Here is a 15173-nt window from a genome sequence, read left to right on the forward strand (position 1 = left end):
GCAGAAGGAAGGAGGAACGCGATGTTCGCACTAGTGTTGACCATTTGTTATCTGGGCGGAGGCTGCGAAGATTTCGTCGTGGATGCCTTTAATACTCAGCAACAATGCACCGTAGCGATGCAACAGCAGGGACTGCGCCAGGCAGGTTGTTACCCTATCGAAGATTTTATCGACGGTTACTGGATCCCCGCACACGACAATGCTGACTTTTAACGCGTTGCGTGGCCTTTCACAGAGTCGATACTAATAATCTCATAAAGATTGCCAAACTGTCCGAACAACGGTATGAATACCCTGTTACTCATTGATATTTAACCATATTGACAGGGCAGGAAATGGCAATGACGATACGTAAAACTTATGGCAGCTTTGCAAAGCTGCCGCTCGCACTTTTTCTTTCATCCAGCTTTTTGACTTCTTTTGCCACTCACGCCGCGACCGTTCCCGCAGGCGTTGAGCTGGCTGTAAAACAAGAAATCGTCCGCAACAATGGCAGCGAACCGGCTTCGCTTGATCCGCATAAAGTCGAAAGTGACGTTGAATTCAATATTTTGAGCGATATTTTTGCCGGGTTGATAACCATCGATAACGACGGGAATGCACAGCCTTCACTCGCCAGCAGTTGGGAATCTAAAGACAATAAAACCTGGGTATTCCATCTGCGCCAGGGGATCGTCTGGTCAGACGGAACACCCATCACCGCACAGGACGTAGTATTCAGCTGGCAACGCCTCATCGACCCGAAAACCGCATCCCCTTACGAAAGTTATCTCGGCAGTATGCATGTGCTGAATGCCAACGACATCATTGGCGGCAAAAAGCCCGCTGATCAGCTGGGCATTAAGGCGCTGGATAAGCAAACGCTGGAAATCACCCTCGACCAGCCTTTGTCTTACTTCCTGGGCATGCTCGCGCACCCTTCCCTTTCTCCGATCAGTCAGGCGAATGTCGAAAAGTTCGGGGATAAGTGGACACAGCCCGCCAACATGGTCAGCAGCGGCCCCTTCAAGCTCGATACCTGGACGGTGAACGAACGTATTACTGCTGTACGCAACCCGACTTACTGGGATAACGCACACACCGTCATCACTAAAGTCACTTATCTGCCCATTGCGTCCCCTACGGCGGATGTAAACCGGTTCAAAGCAGGCGAAATCGACATCACAGCCACGATCCCTGCGACATTGTTCGTATCATTGAAAAAAGAGCTTGGCTCGCAGGTGCATGTCAGCCCTTATCTCGCCGTTTATTACTACGCAATGAACACACAAAAACCCCCGTTCAACGATGTCCGTGTGCGTAAAGCGCTGAATCTGGCGATAGATAAATCAATCATTGCCGACAAAGTTTTAGGTCAGGGGCAAACACCCGCCTGGCATTTATCGCCGGATAACACAGGTGGTTTTACTTTCTCAAAACCCAAAGAAGCGGGCCTGACACAAGAACAGCGTAATGAAGAAGCGAAGAAATTGCTGAAAGAAGCCGGTTTTGGCCCGGACCATCCGCTGAAATTCAATCTGCTCTACAACACGTCAGAGTCACATCAGCGTATTGCCATTGCCGCAGCATCCATGTGGAAAAAGAATCTGGGGGTAGATGCCGTCCTCCAAAATCAGGAATGGAAAACTATGCTCGATACCATGCATCAGGGCACTTATGATGTCGTGCGTTACGCCTGGATTGCCGATTACAACGAACCTTCAACCTTCCTGAATACCTTACGCACAGGCAACAGCGAGAACACACCGAAATTCAGCAATTCCGCTTACGATAAAGCCTTAGATGATGCATTAAAAGCCACGGATAAAGCGGAAGTTGGAAAGGCATACCAGCAAGCGGAAGACGTGCTCACAGACCAGTCTCCTGTCATCCCGCTATACCATTATGTCAGCCCGCGGCTGGTTAAGCCTTACGTTGGCGGGTTCCAGGATAGTCTGCTGAACTACATCTATACCAAAGATCTCTACGTCATTAAGCACTAAATCAGCCCTGCCTCTTCCTGCCTAGAAACAGGAAGAGGCATCTCAATTTTTCTGCCCTGCTTTCACCGCCCGCCTCTTTGCCGTCTGCCCATCAGATGTTAGATTGTACGTAAATCACACAAACGGGAGCGATAATGAAATTCTCGGAAAGTGAGATACAACCACTATGGGATGAAGTTGCGCGAATCATTGGCGATGGGGTGATTCAGATGCGTCATCGGGGTGAACCGCTGAGCGTAGATGCGCTGACGGGTCATCTTGAACGACAACTGGCCTGCGCAACCGGCGTACAGCGCCGCATTTTACTTGGCGCTGCAATAAATATGCTTAAAACCGACCGCCGCTCCTGATTTTGAGGCAGACGCAAATCCCGTTGCCTTTTCGGGTGACAAACCAAATACCATCAATAAATTGCCCTTACCTCGATTGTGCGGCGCGGCCTTGTGCGAAGAGGAAAATGCGCTGAGTAATATCATCTGCGCCAAGAATATTCCCTTTTTGCTCCAGATTTGCGCGGGCATACGCCACGTCGTGTGCCTGATCGACCATGTTGATCACCCGGTCGCGCGTAGATTTATCGAGGGTTCCCAACAAAGTCGTCAGGATGGCCTGATAGGCGTTCGAGGCGTAAGTCAGCTGCCTTTCACGTTGTTCCAGCGCGTCAATGCGAACCATCAGGGCGTCCAATTGTTCTTGATGCGTCATAGCGGCATCCTCTTCACGGGTGGAAATAACCGGAAACAGCAAAGAAAGCCGAATTCCGCCGGTTACTGACGTTAAGTTTAGCAGAGTTACAAAAAGCGACCTGCTCCTGCCCGCCAAAGTAAACCGCCCTTCAATGAGCCCTTTCCCGGCAGTTCAGATGTAACCATGACTTATCTCAAACCGTCCCTACACACGGGCAGCCGCAATACGAAAGCGTAACAACAGCAGTAACTGCTTACAGAACCCGAAATGACAACTCTCAACACGATATGACATTTTCTGCCATAGCACTGTGGGTCGGTTGAACAGTTGTCGATAAAAGGCGTTGTTTATGCAGGAGGAAACGTGGGTAAAACATTAATTTTTGGCACGGCAATGGCGGGATTATTGCTGATAAGTTCATTTGCGCAGGCAGCAGGTTGTCTCAAAGGCGCTGTCGTTGGCGGTGTGGCGGGGCATCTCAAACATCATGCAGTGATTGGCGCCATGGCGGGGTGTGCAGTTGGCCATCATCTGGCGGCACAGCAGGCGAAGAAACAGCAGACTTCAGACGCAAAATAACTCACTCCCTCAGGGCATTCGTTGCCCTGAGGATGACTTGCCGTCACTCTTTATGAGAGACCACGACGCGGTTGCGGCCCTCTTTCTTAGCCTGATACAGCGCTTCATCTGCCCTTTTCAGCGCTTTCTCAGGCTCACCCTGTTGCTGATTCCAGTATGCAACGCCAAGGGAAATCGTGATCGGTCTGATACCCGGCAATACCAGTGTTTCTACATTTTCGCGCAAACGCTCAGCTATCATTTCAGCCTCACCCAACTGAGTGCCCGGCAACAGAACCAGGAATTCCTCTCCACCCACGCGGCACAAAATATCGCTTTCCCGCGCGTTATGTCGAATCTGTTCAGCCAAAGATTTGATCACTTCATCGCCAATATCATGCCCGTACGAATCATTAATCGACTTAAAGTGATCGATATCCAGCGTAATCGCCGCAAACTGCTGGCGCAGTTGCACAACCGTCTCCAGCGTCATTGCCAGCCCACGGCGATTGAACAAACCGGTCATCGGATCAGTCTGCGTTTCGAACTTGAGCTTGCCGATTTTCTTCTGCAAAAGGTTAATACCAATCAGCAACGCGCGTTTTAACTGTGTCGATTCAAAATACCACGAGGGAATTTCACGGATGTTTGTAGAAACATCTGGCTTATCCATCTCATTAGCGCTGCGCGCCAGCAGCCACAACGGTCGGGAGATTAAGCGCGAGAATAACCAGACAACCAGCAGCGTCACTAATGCCAGCGGCGTCAGATGTCTCAGGACTTTAAACATCAGACCTTCGAGCGGTTTAAGCGTCGAATCTGTTGGCCTTTGTGTGACAATTTCCCATCCGGACGACGGAACCACCGCAAAGCCTGCCAGCATCGCCTGCCCTGCCAGATTCGTGACCATCAGACTGCCGTTCGCATTGCGTTTTACTGCCTCAGTCAGCGGGCGTGGTTTCACCACTTCACCAATGCGGCTAGCATCCGGGTGATAAAGGATCCGCCGTTCATTATCGAGAACGGCAATGTAAGAGCCATCGCGATAATAATGCTCACCCAGCAGCTCATTCAGAACACTTTTTTGCCGCAAATAAATAGTGCCGCCAATATAGCCGAGGTATTCCCCCTGCGCATTGATAATTGGCGTGGAGATAATGATGACCAGATTTTTAGCCAGCGAGATATAGGGTTTACTGATCATCGGACGGCGCTGTTTCAAAGCTTCGAGCGCCCCCGGCGTGTTCAGTGTCTGACCCATCAGTTGCAAACTGTCCGGAGACGTCGCCAGAATCTTCCCTTTTGCGTTAGTAATCACAACCGAGTTAAAGCTGTCAGTCTGATACTTTAACCGGGCTGTTTCTGACTGAAGGATTTTTGGATCGTCAAAGTGGCTCGCTGCGATAACACCGCTGTATGCGAGCTGCTTTTGCATGCTTTTCAAGAACTGCTCGGTGCTGGCCGCCAGTTTTGTAGCATAAACACGGTTCTCTTCGAGCGTATTGTCGATCAACAACTGACGCTGCACGCTGTAGCTGGCATAAAAACTGTTCGCCAGCGTCACGAAGGCGCTCATCACAGCCAAGCTCAGGATCAGGCGTCGAAGATCGATACGAAACAAAGAGTGAGAAAGGAGTGATCGCAACAAGAATTCAATCCACTGTCAAAAAGTGGCTCATATTTAACACCCGCAGCCCGGATGCACAATAAGGCCGAAAAAATAAACAGCAACCCTATGATTACACGATAAAAAAAGGGAACCCTCAGGCTCCCTTAAGCGACATGTATCAGACATCAAGTGCCTGATTAATCATAGATTACATGTTGGCGATCATATCGTCGGCAAACTCGCTACATTTGCGCAGCTTAGCGCCTTCCATCAGACGTTCGAAATCGTAAGTCACAGTTTTAGCCGCGATTGCGCCTTCCATGCCTTTGACGATCAGGTCTGCGGCTTCGAACCATTCCATATGACGCAGCATCATTTCTGCGGAAAGGATGATGGAGCCCGGGTTCACTTTATCCTGACCGGCATATTTCGGTGCAGTACCGTGCGTGGCCTCGAACAGTGCGCAATCAGAACCGATGTTTGCGCCCGGTGCGATACCGATACCGCCAACCTGCGCCGCCAGGGCGTCAGAGATGTAGTCACCGTTCAGGTTCATACACGCGATAACGTCGTATTCAGCAGGACGCAGCAGGATCTGTTGCAGGAATGCGTCAGCAATTACGTCTTTAATGATGATGTCTTTGCCATTGTTTGGGTTCTTGATTTTAACCCAAGGGCCGCCGTCGATCAGCTCGCCGCCAAATTCTTCGCGCGCCAGCTGGTAGCCCCAATCCTTGAAGGCACCTTCGGTGAACTTCATGATGTTGCCTTTGTGAACCAGAGTCAGTGAATCACGATCGTTAGTGATGGTGTACTCAATGGCTGCACGAACCAGACGTTTGGTGCCTTCTTCGGAGCAAGGTTTGATGCCGATACCGCATTCCTGTGGGAAACGGATTTTTTTCACGCCCATTTCGTCTTGCAGGAATTTGATCACTTTGTCGGCTTCAGCAGAACCGGCTTTCCATTCGATACCTGCATAGATATCTTCGGAGTTTTCACGGAAGATCACCATATCGGTATCTTCTGGACGTTTAACCGGGCTTGGCGTGCCAGTGTAATAACGTACCGGACGCAGACAGATGTACAGATCGAGCTGCTGGCGAAGTGCCACGTTCAGGGAGCGAATGCCGCCGCCAACTGGCGTAGTCAGTGGGCCTTTAATAGCAACACGGTAATCACGGATCAGGTCCAGTGTCTCTTCTGGCAGCCATACGTCTTTGCCGTACAGTTCTACTGATTTCTCACCGGTGTAAATTTCCATCCAGGAGATTTTACGCTCACCTTTGTAGGCTTTCTGAACTGCCGCATCAACAACCTTGATCATGGCTGGAGTTACGTCGACGCCGATACCATCACCTTCGATGAATGGGATCACAGGATTATTAGGAATCACCAGTTTACCCTGAGCGTCTACTGTAATCTTTTTACCTTCAGCCGGAACAACTACTTTGCTTTCCATTAACCTCTCCTTCGAGCGCATTTTTGTTAAAAATTTGTAAGATGCCGGTCGATACTACTCGAATATTTCCCGCTAGCCAATCCGAAACATTTTTCAAGTATAATGCGCTAATTCTCTCTAACTTCAATGCCTATGAACCCGCTACCTTTTAAGAATCACAACGTTAAACGTTTCAGCAAACGGCCCGCCAAAGAACAATCTGCCCCAAAAGGGCCGAGAAAGGTGATTCTCTTTAATAAACCCTTCGATGTACTGCCACAATTCACTGATGAGGGGGGTCGGGCGACACTAAAAGATTACATTTCGTTAACAGACGTGTATGCCGCAGGCCGTCTGGATCGCGACAGCGAAGGTTTACTGGTGCTGACGAACGATGGCAAACTGCAAGCTGCGCTGACACAGCCGGGCAAGCGCACCGGTAAGATTTATTATGTTCAGGTCGAGGGCGTGCCGGATGATGCTGCGGTTGCGGCTTTGCGTAACGGGATTGAGCTCAAAGATGGCCCTACCCTGCCTGCTGGCGCCGAAATTGTCGATGAGCCAAAATGGTTATGGCCACGTAATCCGCCCATCCGAGAGCGCAAAGCGATCCCCACTTCGTGGTTAAAAATCACGTTGTACGAGGGAAGAAACCGCCAGGTGCGCCGCATGACGGCACATGTTGGTTTTCCGACGCTGCGTCTCGTCCGTTACAGTATGGGCGAGTACACCCTCGGTGATTTACAACCCGGCCAATGGAAGGAGATCCCACATGTTTAAACCACACGTCACCGTCGCCTGCGTAGTGCAGGCGCAGGGCAAATTTCTGGTCGTCGAAGAAACGGTCCACGGCAAAGTCACCTGGAACCAACCCGCCGGTCATCTGGAAGCGGACGAAACTTTAGTCAGCGCTGCGAAGCGCGAGTTGTATGAAGAAACCGGTATCCACGCCGAACCGCAATCTTTTCTCGGGCTGCATCAATGGCAGGCACCGGACGGCACCCCCTTTTTGCGTTTTGCATTTGTGATTGACCTGCCCGAAATGCTGGACACCGCGCCGCAAGATGACGATATCGATCAGTGCCGCTGGGTGAGCGCTGAAGAAATCATCGGCTCCCCGCAACTGCGTTCCCCGCTGGTGGCCGAAAGCATCCGCTGTTATCAGCAATCCCCGCGTTACCCTCTGGAAATCCTGCAAAATTTCAACCTGCCGGAATAACCTTCTGCGCCGGTTGTCGCCTCCCTGTGAATCAGCGATGCAGCAACCGGCCTGACGTGATAAAATTTCGCGCGCTCTTTTTGCGCACGCTCTGTTTAATGTTTGCAATAAACCGATGTCCGGGTTTCTGTGGTGTTTTTGTTGCGCGCGGCCTTCATCCTCGTGGGACAAGCATCAGAAAAAACACCGTCAGTACCGGGCAATTAATTCCTATGTTTCGGGACTATTATGTCTGACAACAGCCAGAAAAAAGTAATCGTCGGGATGTCCGGCGGTGTCGATTCCTCTGTATCTGCTTACCTTCTGCAACAGCAGGGTTATCAGGTCGAGGGCCTCTTCATGAAAAATTGGGAAGAGGATGACGACGAAGAGTATTGCACAGCAGCTACTGACCTCGCCGATGCGCAGGCCGTATGCGACAAGCTGGGTATTGAACTGCACACCGTGAATTTCGCAGCGGAATATTGGGACAACGTGTTCGAATTATTCCTCGAGGAATACAAAGCCGGGCGCACTCCGAACCCAGATATTCTGTGCAACAAAGAAATCAAATTCAAAGCCTTCCTGGAGTTTGCTGCCGAAGATCTGGGTGCCGATTACATCGCCACCGGTCACTACGTGCGCCGCCAGGATATCGACGGCGTCAGCCATTTGTTGCGCGGCGTCGATGGCAACAAAGATCAGAGTTATTTCCTCTACACGCTGGGTCATGAACAGGTCGCGCAAAGCCTGTTCCCGGTCGGTGAACTGGAGAAACCCGAAGTGCGTCGCATCGCGGAAGACCTCGATTTGATCACCGCCAAGAAGAAAGACTCCACTGGTATCTGTTTTATCGGTGAACGTAAATTCCGCGATTTCCTCGGCCGCTATTTACCCGCGCAACCGGGCGTGATTAAAAGCGTTGACGGTCAGGTGATGGGTCAACATCAGGGTCTGATGTACCACACGCTTGGACAGCGTAAAGGTCTGGGCATTGGCGGGCAGAAAGACGGCGGCGAAGAGCCGTGGTACACCGTAGAAAAGGATGTTGAAAACAACATTCTTTACGTAGCGCAGGGGCATGAACATCCGCGACTGATGTCGGTCGGTTTGATTGCGCAGCAGTTGCACTGGGTTGATCGCAAGACGCTGACCGCCCCGCTGATCTGTACGGTGAAAACCCGCTACCGCCAGCAGGACATTCCGTGCGTAGTCACCCCACTGGATGATGAACGCATCGAAGTGCGTTTCGACGCCCCCGTGGCCGCCGTTACTCCCGGCCAGTCTGCGGTGTTTTACCTCGGTGAAATCTGTCTGGGTGGTGGCGTCATTGAACAACGCCTGCCGCTTCAGGTCTGATACTGAACAATCAGAGGGTTGAATACGGGACGCTTTCGGGCGTCCCGTTTTATTTCTGCCCGTAAGTAGCATCTGCACTGATTCCGAACTGTGTTTAGAGGCAGTTTTATGGCATGATCTGTCGCCATTAGTTTGGGCTATTTTCTTTGGCACCGCGTCTCATCGTTTCGAAAACGCTTACAGGAGTAAACGTGGCTAAAAATTATTATGACATTACGCTGGCATTGGCGGGGATCTGTCAGGCAGCGCGCCTGGTTCAGCAACTGGCACACGACGGCCAATGCGCTCAGGAAGAAATGTCAGTTTCGCTGCGCAGCCTGCTGGAGATGAATCCTGCTTCCACGCTGGCGGTGTACGGAAATAATGAAGCCAATTTGAAAATGGGGCTCGAAACGCTGCTTGGCGTGCTGAACGCCAACCGTCAGGGACCCGGCGCTGAGTTAACGCGCTATGCATTAAGCCTGATGGTGCTCGAGCGCAAGCTGTACGCCAATAAATCAGCTATGAATCAGTTGGGTGAACGTATCGATCAGCTTGATCGCCAGCTGGCGCATTATGAACTCGAATCCGACACCATGATAAGTTCACTGGCCTCGATTTACGTCGACGTAGTCAGCCCGGCGGGTCCGCGTATTCAGGTCACCGGCTCACCGGCTATTTTACAAAATTCGCAGGTTCAGGCTAAAGTCCGCGCCATTTTACTGGCCGGCATCCGCTCTGCGGTGCTGTGGCATCAGGTTGGTGGAGGTCGTCTGCAGTTGATGTTTTCTCGTAATCGCTTGTTTGAACAGGCGAAAAATATTCTCGCTCATTGTTAATAAGATCCCAGGAGTTGCTACCGATGGAATTATCCTCACTGACCGCCGTTTCCCCCGTTGATGGACGCTACGGTGATAAAGTCAGCGCGCTGCGTACTATTTTCAGCGAATTTGGCCTGCTGAAATTTCGTGTGCAGGTTGAAGTACGTTGGCTGCAAAAACTGGCCGCCTGTGCAGAAATTAAAGAAGTCCCTGCATTTGGTGCCGACGCAAACGCTTTCCTTGACCAGTTAGTGGCCAATTTCGATGTTAATGACGCTCAGCGCATTAAAAATATCGAGAAAACCACCAACCATGACGTCAAAGCCGTTGAGTATTTCCTGAAAGAAAAAGTGGCCGCTATCCCTGCCCTGCATGCGGTGTCAGAGTTTATTCACTTCGCCTGTACTTCTGAAGACATCAACAACCTGTCTCACGCGCTGATGCTGCAAACCGCCCGTCAGGACGTCGTCCTGCCGTACTGGAAACAAATCATTGATGCAGTAAAAGGACTGGCGCATAAATACCGCGACATTCCTCTGCTGTCCCGTACTCACGGCCAGCCTGCTACGCCATCTACGATCGGTAAAGAACTGGCTAACGTCGCGTACCGTATGGATCGCCAGTTCAAACAGCTGGAAAACGTTGAGATCCTCGGCAAAATTAATGGCGCCGTCGGCAACTACAACGCCCACATCGTGGCTTACCCTGAAGTGGACTGGCATCAGTTCAGCGAAGAATTTGTTACCTCTTTGGGCGTGACCTGGAACCCGTACACGACACAAATCGAGCCGCATGACTACATCGCCGAGCTATTTGACTGCGTCGCGCGTTTCAACACCATTCTGATCGACTTTGACCGCGACATCTGGGGTTACATTGCCCTGAACCACTTTAAGCAGCGCACCATCGCGGGCGAAATTGGTTCATCCACCATGCCGCACAAAGTTAATCCGATCGACTTCGAAAACTCTGAAGGCAACCTTGGCTTATCTAACGCGGTATTGCAGCATCTGGCGAGCAAACTGCCGGTTTCCCGCTGGCAGCGTGACCTGACGGATTCCACCGTGCTGCGAAACCTGGGTGTCGGTCTGGGCTACGCTCTGATCGCTTATCAGGCAACGATGAAAGGCGTCAGCAAGCTGGAAGTGAACGAAGCGAATCTGGCGAACGAACTGGATCACAACTGGGAAGTGCTGGCTGAGCCAATCCAAACCGTGATGCGCCGTTATGGCATCGAAAAGCCTTATGAGAAGCTGAAAGAGCTAACCCGTGGAAAACGTGTTGATGCGGCGGGCATGCAGACGTTTATCGATTCTTTGGAATTACCGGAAGAAGAGAAAGTGCGCCTTAAAGCTATGACGCCGGGTAACTACATTGGACGTGCGACCAAAATGGTTGATGAGCTGAAGTAAGCATTGCCCTTCACAGACGCGCCTCCAAAAGATAGCGCGTCTGTGTACTCTTCACTCAAATGACTAACTCTGCGTCTGGAATTTACTCTGACGCAAATCGCCTATGATGTCGTTCATGCGATCTTCGGTTAAACGATAATATCGGATAGAGAAAGCTGTAATCAGATAGAAAATCGCTGGCAGAACAGTAAACAGAATCAGTACGCCGCGAACCGCTTCGGCTGATTGTTGTTCCACACCAGCCTGATAACCAAACCACGCCAGCCCCCATCCGGTCAGTGCGCCACCAATGGCTACGCCGAGTTTAATCACAAAAATATTCGCTGCTATATTCATGCCCGTAATTCGGCGCTGGGTTTTCCATTCACCATAATTATTGGCATCCGTAATCATCGACCACTGTAGCGGCGCATTAATGCCTTGCAAGAGATTAAGAACAATATGCACGATAAACGCTGGGATCCAATATTCCGTTGGAAGGATAAAGAATAACAGTCCGATCAGCGCACTTAATACGTTGACCCATACGGAAGCACGAATTTTACACATCCATGAACCCAGGGACTTGGCGAATAAGCTGCCAATGACGGCGGCTACCGTGGTCGCCAGCATAAAGATGGAAATAATGCCGCTTCCCTGATGCAAAACATATTGCACGAAATAGACCAGCAGACTGCCACGCACCACCACACCACAAAGCATGGCCAGGTTATACACGGACAGAATACGCCACTGATCGTTTTTCATCAGAATTCGGACATCCCGCAGGATGTTCATATTCTCTTCTTTGACCGGAGTAATACGCTCGCGGGTCGTCAGGAAGCAGGTCAGAAACATCAGGCAACCAATCACCCCGAAAATCCCCATCGCCCATTGCATACCAGAGGCCCGGTCGCCCGGTGCGATAAAATCAGCCAGTGGCAGGATTAATGCCGTCCCCATAGCACCACCGATTGGCGCAATGGCAAAGCGCCACGACTGCAACGACAGGTTATCCTGCGGGTCGGCCGTAATCGCTGCACCTAAAGAGCAGTAAGGAATATTAATGGCCGTATACATGACGGTCATAAAAATATATGCCAGTACTGCATACACGATTTTTGCCGTTTGCCCGAAATCTGGTGTGGAATACACCAGTACGCAGCTCACGGCAAACGGGACACAAATAATCAGTAACCATGGACGGAAACGACCCCAGCGGCTTTTCGTTTGATCGGCGATCGCCCCCATAATCGGATCAGTAATGGCATCTAAAATTCGTACCACTAAAAATAACGTCCCCATTACCGCAGGAGAAAGACCATAAATATTGGTATAGAAGTAAGCCAGAATGGCAACGGAGGAATCAAAAACGATATGACTTGCTGCATCGCCTAATCCAAAACCCAGTTTTTCTTTGTTGGTGATCCTTTCAGTTAACGCCGACATGTATTCACCTTTATTTTTAAATTTGAACTCCGCTGTCTTTATAATTGTTGACGTGGATAGGGGGTATTCTGATTTTTCATTTATGTCTTATGCTTTTAATCAAATGTGACGCAGATACGGCTTATTCCAGCCTCTTGCTGGGTGCGATATGCATATATTCGAACCACATCACATTTATGCAATAAAACAAAAAAACATAAAGAGCGTGGGGAATACGGCAATTGTTGTATTGGCTAATCACTACCAGTATTGAAGATCAGAAAACACGTCCGCGCCCTGACGCGGATGGTCAAACTTAAAAGGGGAAAAAATGTCTGCCATTTATAAGGATGCCCACCGCCCGACGCACGAGCGTGTTACCGATTTACTGGAGCAGATGACGCCGGAAGAAAAATTCGCCCAGATGCACGCTTTCTGGCTTATTTTGTCTTCCGATGGCCATCACCGCGAACGCACCGATCTGAGCGATGAATTCGCCGGAGTCACCGAACAGGCAGCGCTGAGCGAACGAATAAAACTAGGCATCGGGCAGATCACGCGCCCGCTGGGGACACACATTGTCGAAGCGAAAGAAGGCGTCCGCGCGCTTAATCGTCTGCAAAAAACCTTAATGGAAGAGACACGGCTGGGTATTCCGGCACTGTTTCACGAGGAGTGTCTTGTCGGCCTGCTGTGCAAAGACGCCACGCTATTTCCCTCGTCGCTGAACTATGCCTCCACATGGGATCCGGATTTAATGCAGCGCATCGCTGCGGCGATTGGCAATGAAGCGCGCAGCACCGGTTGCCGTCAGGGCTTAGCGCCAGTGCTGGATGTCTCGCGCGATGTGCGCTGGGGACGAACAGAAGAAACCTTTGGTGAAGATCCTTATCTGGTGGGCATCATGGCCACCCGGTTCGTGCGGGGTTTACAGGGTGAAAACCGTGATGTTCTGGCGACGTTGAAACACTATGTCGGCCATTCATTTAGCGAAGGCGCCCGTAACCATGCGCCGGTACATCTGGGCTTTAGCGAACTGAACGATACTTTCCTGCTGCCGTTCGAAATGGCGGTCAAACTGGCAAACGCCGGTTCCGTGATGCCTGCTTATCACGACATTGATAACCAGCCCGGCCACTCCGATACCTTCCTGATGACTACGCTTTTACGCGAACAATGGGGCTTTGATGGCCTGATTGTGGCTGACTACGGCGGCATCAGCCTGTTACATCAGCATCACGGTGTCAGCCGTAATGCAATGGAATCTGCCGCGCAGGCTTTTAATGCCGGGCTGGATATCGAATTACCCAAGGATGATTGCGCCCGCCATCTGGCAAAAGCCGTTGAACAGGGTTTGATTTCAATGGCAAAAATCGACGAAATCGTCGAGCGTGTCCTACTGGAGAAATTCCGTCTCGGGCTATTTGAACACCCTTATACCGATGAAAACATCATCGCGCTGCAGACTCCGGAAACCCGCGAGCTGGCGTATGAAGCGGCTGTTAACTCCATTACGATGCTGGAAAATAACGGCCTGCTGCCGCTACAAGGTCAGCCGCGCCTGGCGGTAATCGGGCCAACGGCAGACGATCCACTCGCTCTGTTGAGCGGCTACAGTTTTCCGGTACATCTGATTATCAGCGATATGCAAGACAGCGCATCTCAGGTGATCACGCCGTTGCAGGCATTACAACAACGGTTTGGAGCACAATCTCTGCGCTACGCCAAAGGCTGTCACATTATTGAGAAACGCGTCGCAGGCGCGCCGGTCTTCCCAGGGGATGCGGGAAAAGCGATGCAAACCTCACCTGTGTCTTCGGATACCAGCCTGATTGCTGAGGCCGTTGACGTAGCAAAACAAAGTGATGTCGCGTTGGTATTTGTCGGCGATCTCGCCGGACTCTTCCAGAGTGGCACAGTCGGGGAAGGTTCGGACACCGATAGCCTGCAACTCCCCGGCGTCCAACAACAACTGCTGGAGGCAGTAGTAGAAACGGGCAAACCGGTGGTAGTGGTGATGACCGGTGGACGCCCGTATAACCTGGGTGGTCTGGAAGATCGGGTTGCGGCGCTGGTTATGGCATGGGCACCAGGTCAGGAAGGCGGAAATGCTATTGCTGATGTATTGACCGGCGTACGTGAACCCGCAGGCCGCTTAGTGATCTCCGTCCCCCACAGCGCTGGCGCGATGCCTTATTACTACAATCACAAACTCAAGAGCGGTGGTACGCCCTATGCCTTCCACTTTGGCTCACGTTATCCATTTGGGTACGGCAAAACGTGGACGACTTTCGGTTACGGCGAACTGACCTTTGAGCAGACGAAGGTGCCGTCGCTCAATGGAAACGTGGTGGCAAAAATTACCGTCACCAATACCGGCCGTCGGGAAGGAAGCGAAGTGGTACAGGTTTACATCCGCGATCGCGTAGCCTCACAGGTTCGTCCCGTTCAGGAGCTGAAAGCCTTCCAGCGTGTACATCTGGCAGCTGGTCAAAGCGCTGAACTGACATTCACCATCCCTACTGATATGCTTAACTTCACCCAACGCAGCGGGCAGCGCGTGGTCGAACCCGGCGAGTTTGACATTCGCATTGGCGCGTCCAGCGGCGATATTCGCAGTCAGGGTATGGTCGAAGTCACGGGCGAAGTGCGCGAATTGGAGAAAAAATGGCGTATGGAAAGCCATTGCGACGTCAGATACTAGTCCGGCGGGACGTTTA

Annotated in this window: 14 protein-coding genes; 10 read left to right on the plus strand and 4 right to left on the minus strand. The window is 51.3% G+C overall.

What is annotated here, in order from left to right:
• Window positions 1-21: 21 nt before the first annotated feature.
• The 3 genes from AC0Z7K_RS05960 to AC0Z7K_RS05970 all read left to right on the plus strand — a co-directional run bounded on the left by AC0Z7K_RS05960 (window position 22) and on the right by AC0Z7K_RS05970 (window position 2332).
• On the plus strand, window positions 22-213 hold the full coding sequence (locus tag AC0Z7K_RS05960; RefSeq protein ID WP_112168753.1) for a YdfD/YebW family protein: 192 nt from the start codon (window positions 22-24) through the stop codon (window positions 211-213).
• A 128-nt stretch (window positions 214-341) separates the two neighbouring features.
• Window positions 342-1982, plus strand: coding sequence for an ABC transporter substrate-binding protein (locus AC0Z7K_RS05965; protein ID WP_485613330.1), 1641 nt, complete (start codon window positions 342-344; stop codon window positions 1980-1982).
• A gap of 134 nt (window positions 1983-2116) precedes the next feature.
• Window positions 2117-2332 (plus strand): hypothetical protein, encoded by a 216-nt coding sequence (locus tag AC0Z7K_RS05970; RefSeq protein WP_413529909.1) that lies wholly within the window; start codon window positions 2117-2119, stop codon window positions 2330-2332.
• A gap of 67 nt (window positions 2333-2399) precedes the next feature.
• Here AC0Z7K_RS05970 and AC0Z7K_RS05975 read toward each other — a convergent pair whose 3' ends face one another.
• Complete coding sequence (locus AC0Z7K_RS05975; RefSeq protein ID WP_413529910.1) at window positions 2400-2687, minus strand: hypothetical protein; 288 nt, start codon at window positions 2685-2687, stop codon at window positions 2400-2402.
• A 375-nt stretch (window positions 2688-3062) separates the two neighbouring features.
• Here AC0Z7K_RS05975 and AC0Z7K_RS05980 point away from each other — a divergent pair, with 375 nt between their 5' ends.
• Window positions 3063-3248 carry a hypothetical protein gene (locus tag AC0Z7K_RS05980; RefSeq protein WP_413529915.1) on the plus strand — a complete coding sequence of 62 codons (186 nt, stop codon included), beginning with the start codon at window positions 3063-3065 and terminating at the stop codon, window positions 3246-3248.
• A gap of 43 nt (window positions 3249-3291) precedes the next feature.
• On the opposite strand, the gene AC0Z7K_RS05985 is transcribed toward AC0Z7K_RS05980, so the two are convergent.
• Both AC0Z7K_RS05985 and icd read right to left on the minus strand, forming a co-directional pair.
• On the minus strand, window positions 3292-4803 hold the full coding sequence (locus AC0Z7K_RS05985) for a sensor domain-containing diguanylate cyclase (protein WP_485613399.1): 1512 nt from the start codon (window positions 4801-4803) through the stop codon (window positions 3292-3294).
• A gap of 241 nt (window positions 4804-5044) precedes the next feature.
• Window positions 5045-6298 carry an NADP-dependent isocitrate dehydrogenase gene (icd, locus tag AC0Z7K_RS05990; protein WP_056778851.1) on the minus strand — a complete coding sequence of 418 codons (1254 nt, stop codon included), beginning with the start codon at window positions 6296-6298 and terminating at the stop codon, window positions 5045-5047.
• Between the two features lie 132 nt (window positions 6299-6430).
• Here icd and rluE point away from each other — a divergent pair, with 132 nt between their 5' ends.
• The 5 genes from rluE to purB all read left to right on the plus strand — a co-directional run bounded on the left by rluE (window position 6431) and on the right by purB (window position 11046).
• Complete coding sequence (gene rluE / locus AC0Z7K_RS05995; RefSeq protein ID WP_485613332.1) at window positions 6431-7057, plus strand: 23S rRNA pseudouridine(2457) synthase RluE; 627 nt, start codon at window positions 6431-6433, stop codon at window positions 7055-7057.
• Window positions 7050-7496 carry an NUDIX hydrolase gene (locus tag AC0Z7K_RS06000; RefSeq protein WP_485613334.1) on the plus strand — a complete coding sequence of 149 codons (447 nt, stop codon included), beginning with the start codon at window positions 7050-7052 and terminating at the stop codon, window positions 7494-7496. The genes rluE and AC0Z7K_RS06000 overlap by 8 nt, the downstream gene beginning before the upstream one ends.
• Before the next feature lie 228 nt (window positions 7497-7724).
• Complete coding sequence (gene mnmA, locus AC0Z7K_RS06005) at window positions 7725-8834, plus strand: tRNA 2-thiouridine(34) synthase MnmA (protein ID WP_413529507.1); 1110 nt, start codon at window positions 7725-7727, stop codon at window positions 8832-8834.
• A 191-nt stretch (window positions 8835-9025) separates the two neighbouring features.
• Complete coding sequence (gene hflD / locus AC0Z7K_RS06010) at window positions 9026-9652, plus strand: high frequency lysogenization protein HflD (RefSeq protein ID WP_213052303.1); 627 nt, start codon at window positions 9026-9028, stop codon at window positions 9650-9652.
• A 23-nt stretch (window positions 9653-9675) separates the two neighbouring features.
• A complete protein-coding gene (purB, locus tag AC0Z7K_RS06015; protein ID WP_485613335.1) occupies window positions 9676-11046 on the plus strand; it encodes an adenylosuccinate lyase in 1371 nt (456 codons plus the stop codon).
• 63 nt (window positions 11047-11109) lie between these two features.
• Here the strand turns inward: purB and AC0Z7K_RS06020 are convergent, their stop codons facing one another.
• Entirely contained in the window at window positions 11110-12474 is a 1365-nt protein-coding gene (locus AC0Z7K_RS06020) for a glycoside-pentoside-hexuronide (GPH):cation symporter (RefSeq protein WP_485613337.1), read from the minus strand.
• A gap of 310 nt (window positions 12475-12784) precedes the next feature.
• Here AC0Z7K_RS06020 and AC0Z7K_RS06025 point away from each other — a divergent pair, with 310 nt between their 5' ends.
• Window positions 12785-15157, plus strand: coding sequence for a glycoside hydrolase family 3 N-terminal domain-containing protein (locus AC0Z7K_RS06025; protein WP_485613338.1), 2373 nt, complete (start codon window positions 12785-12787; stop codon window positions 15155-15157).
• The last annotated feature ends 16 nt before the right edge of the window (window positions 15158-15173 follow it).

It is taken from the genome of Rahnella sp. 1L-D-7-B-C2 (genome assembly GCF_057290995.1).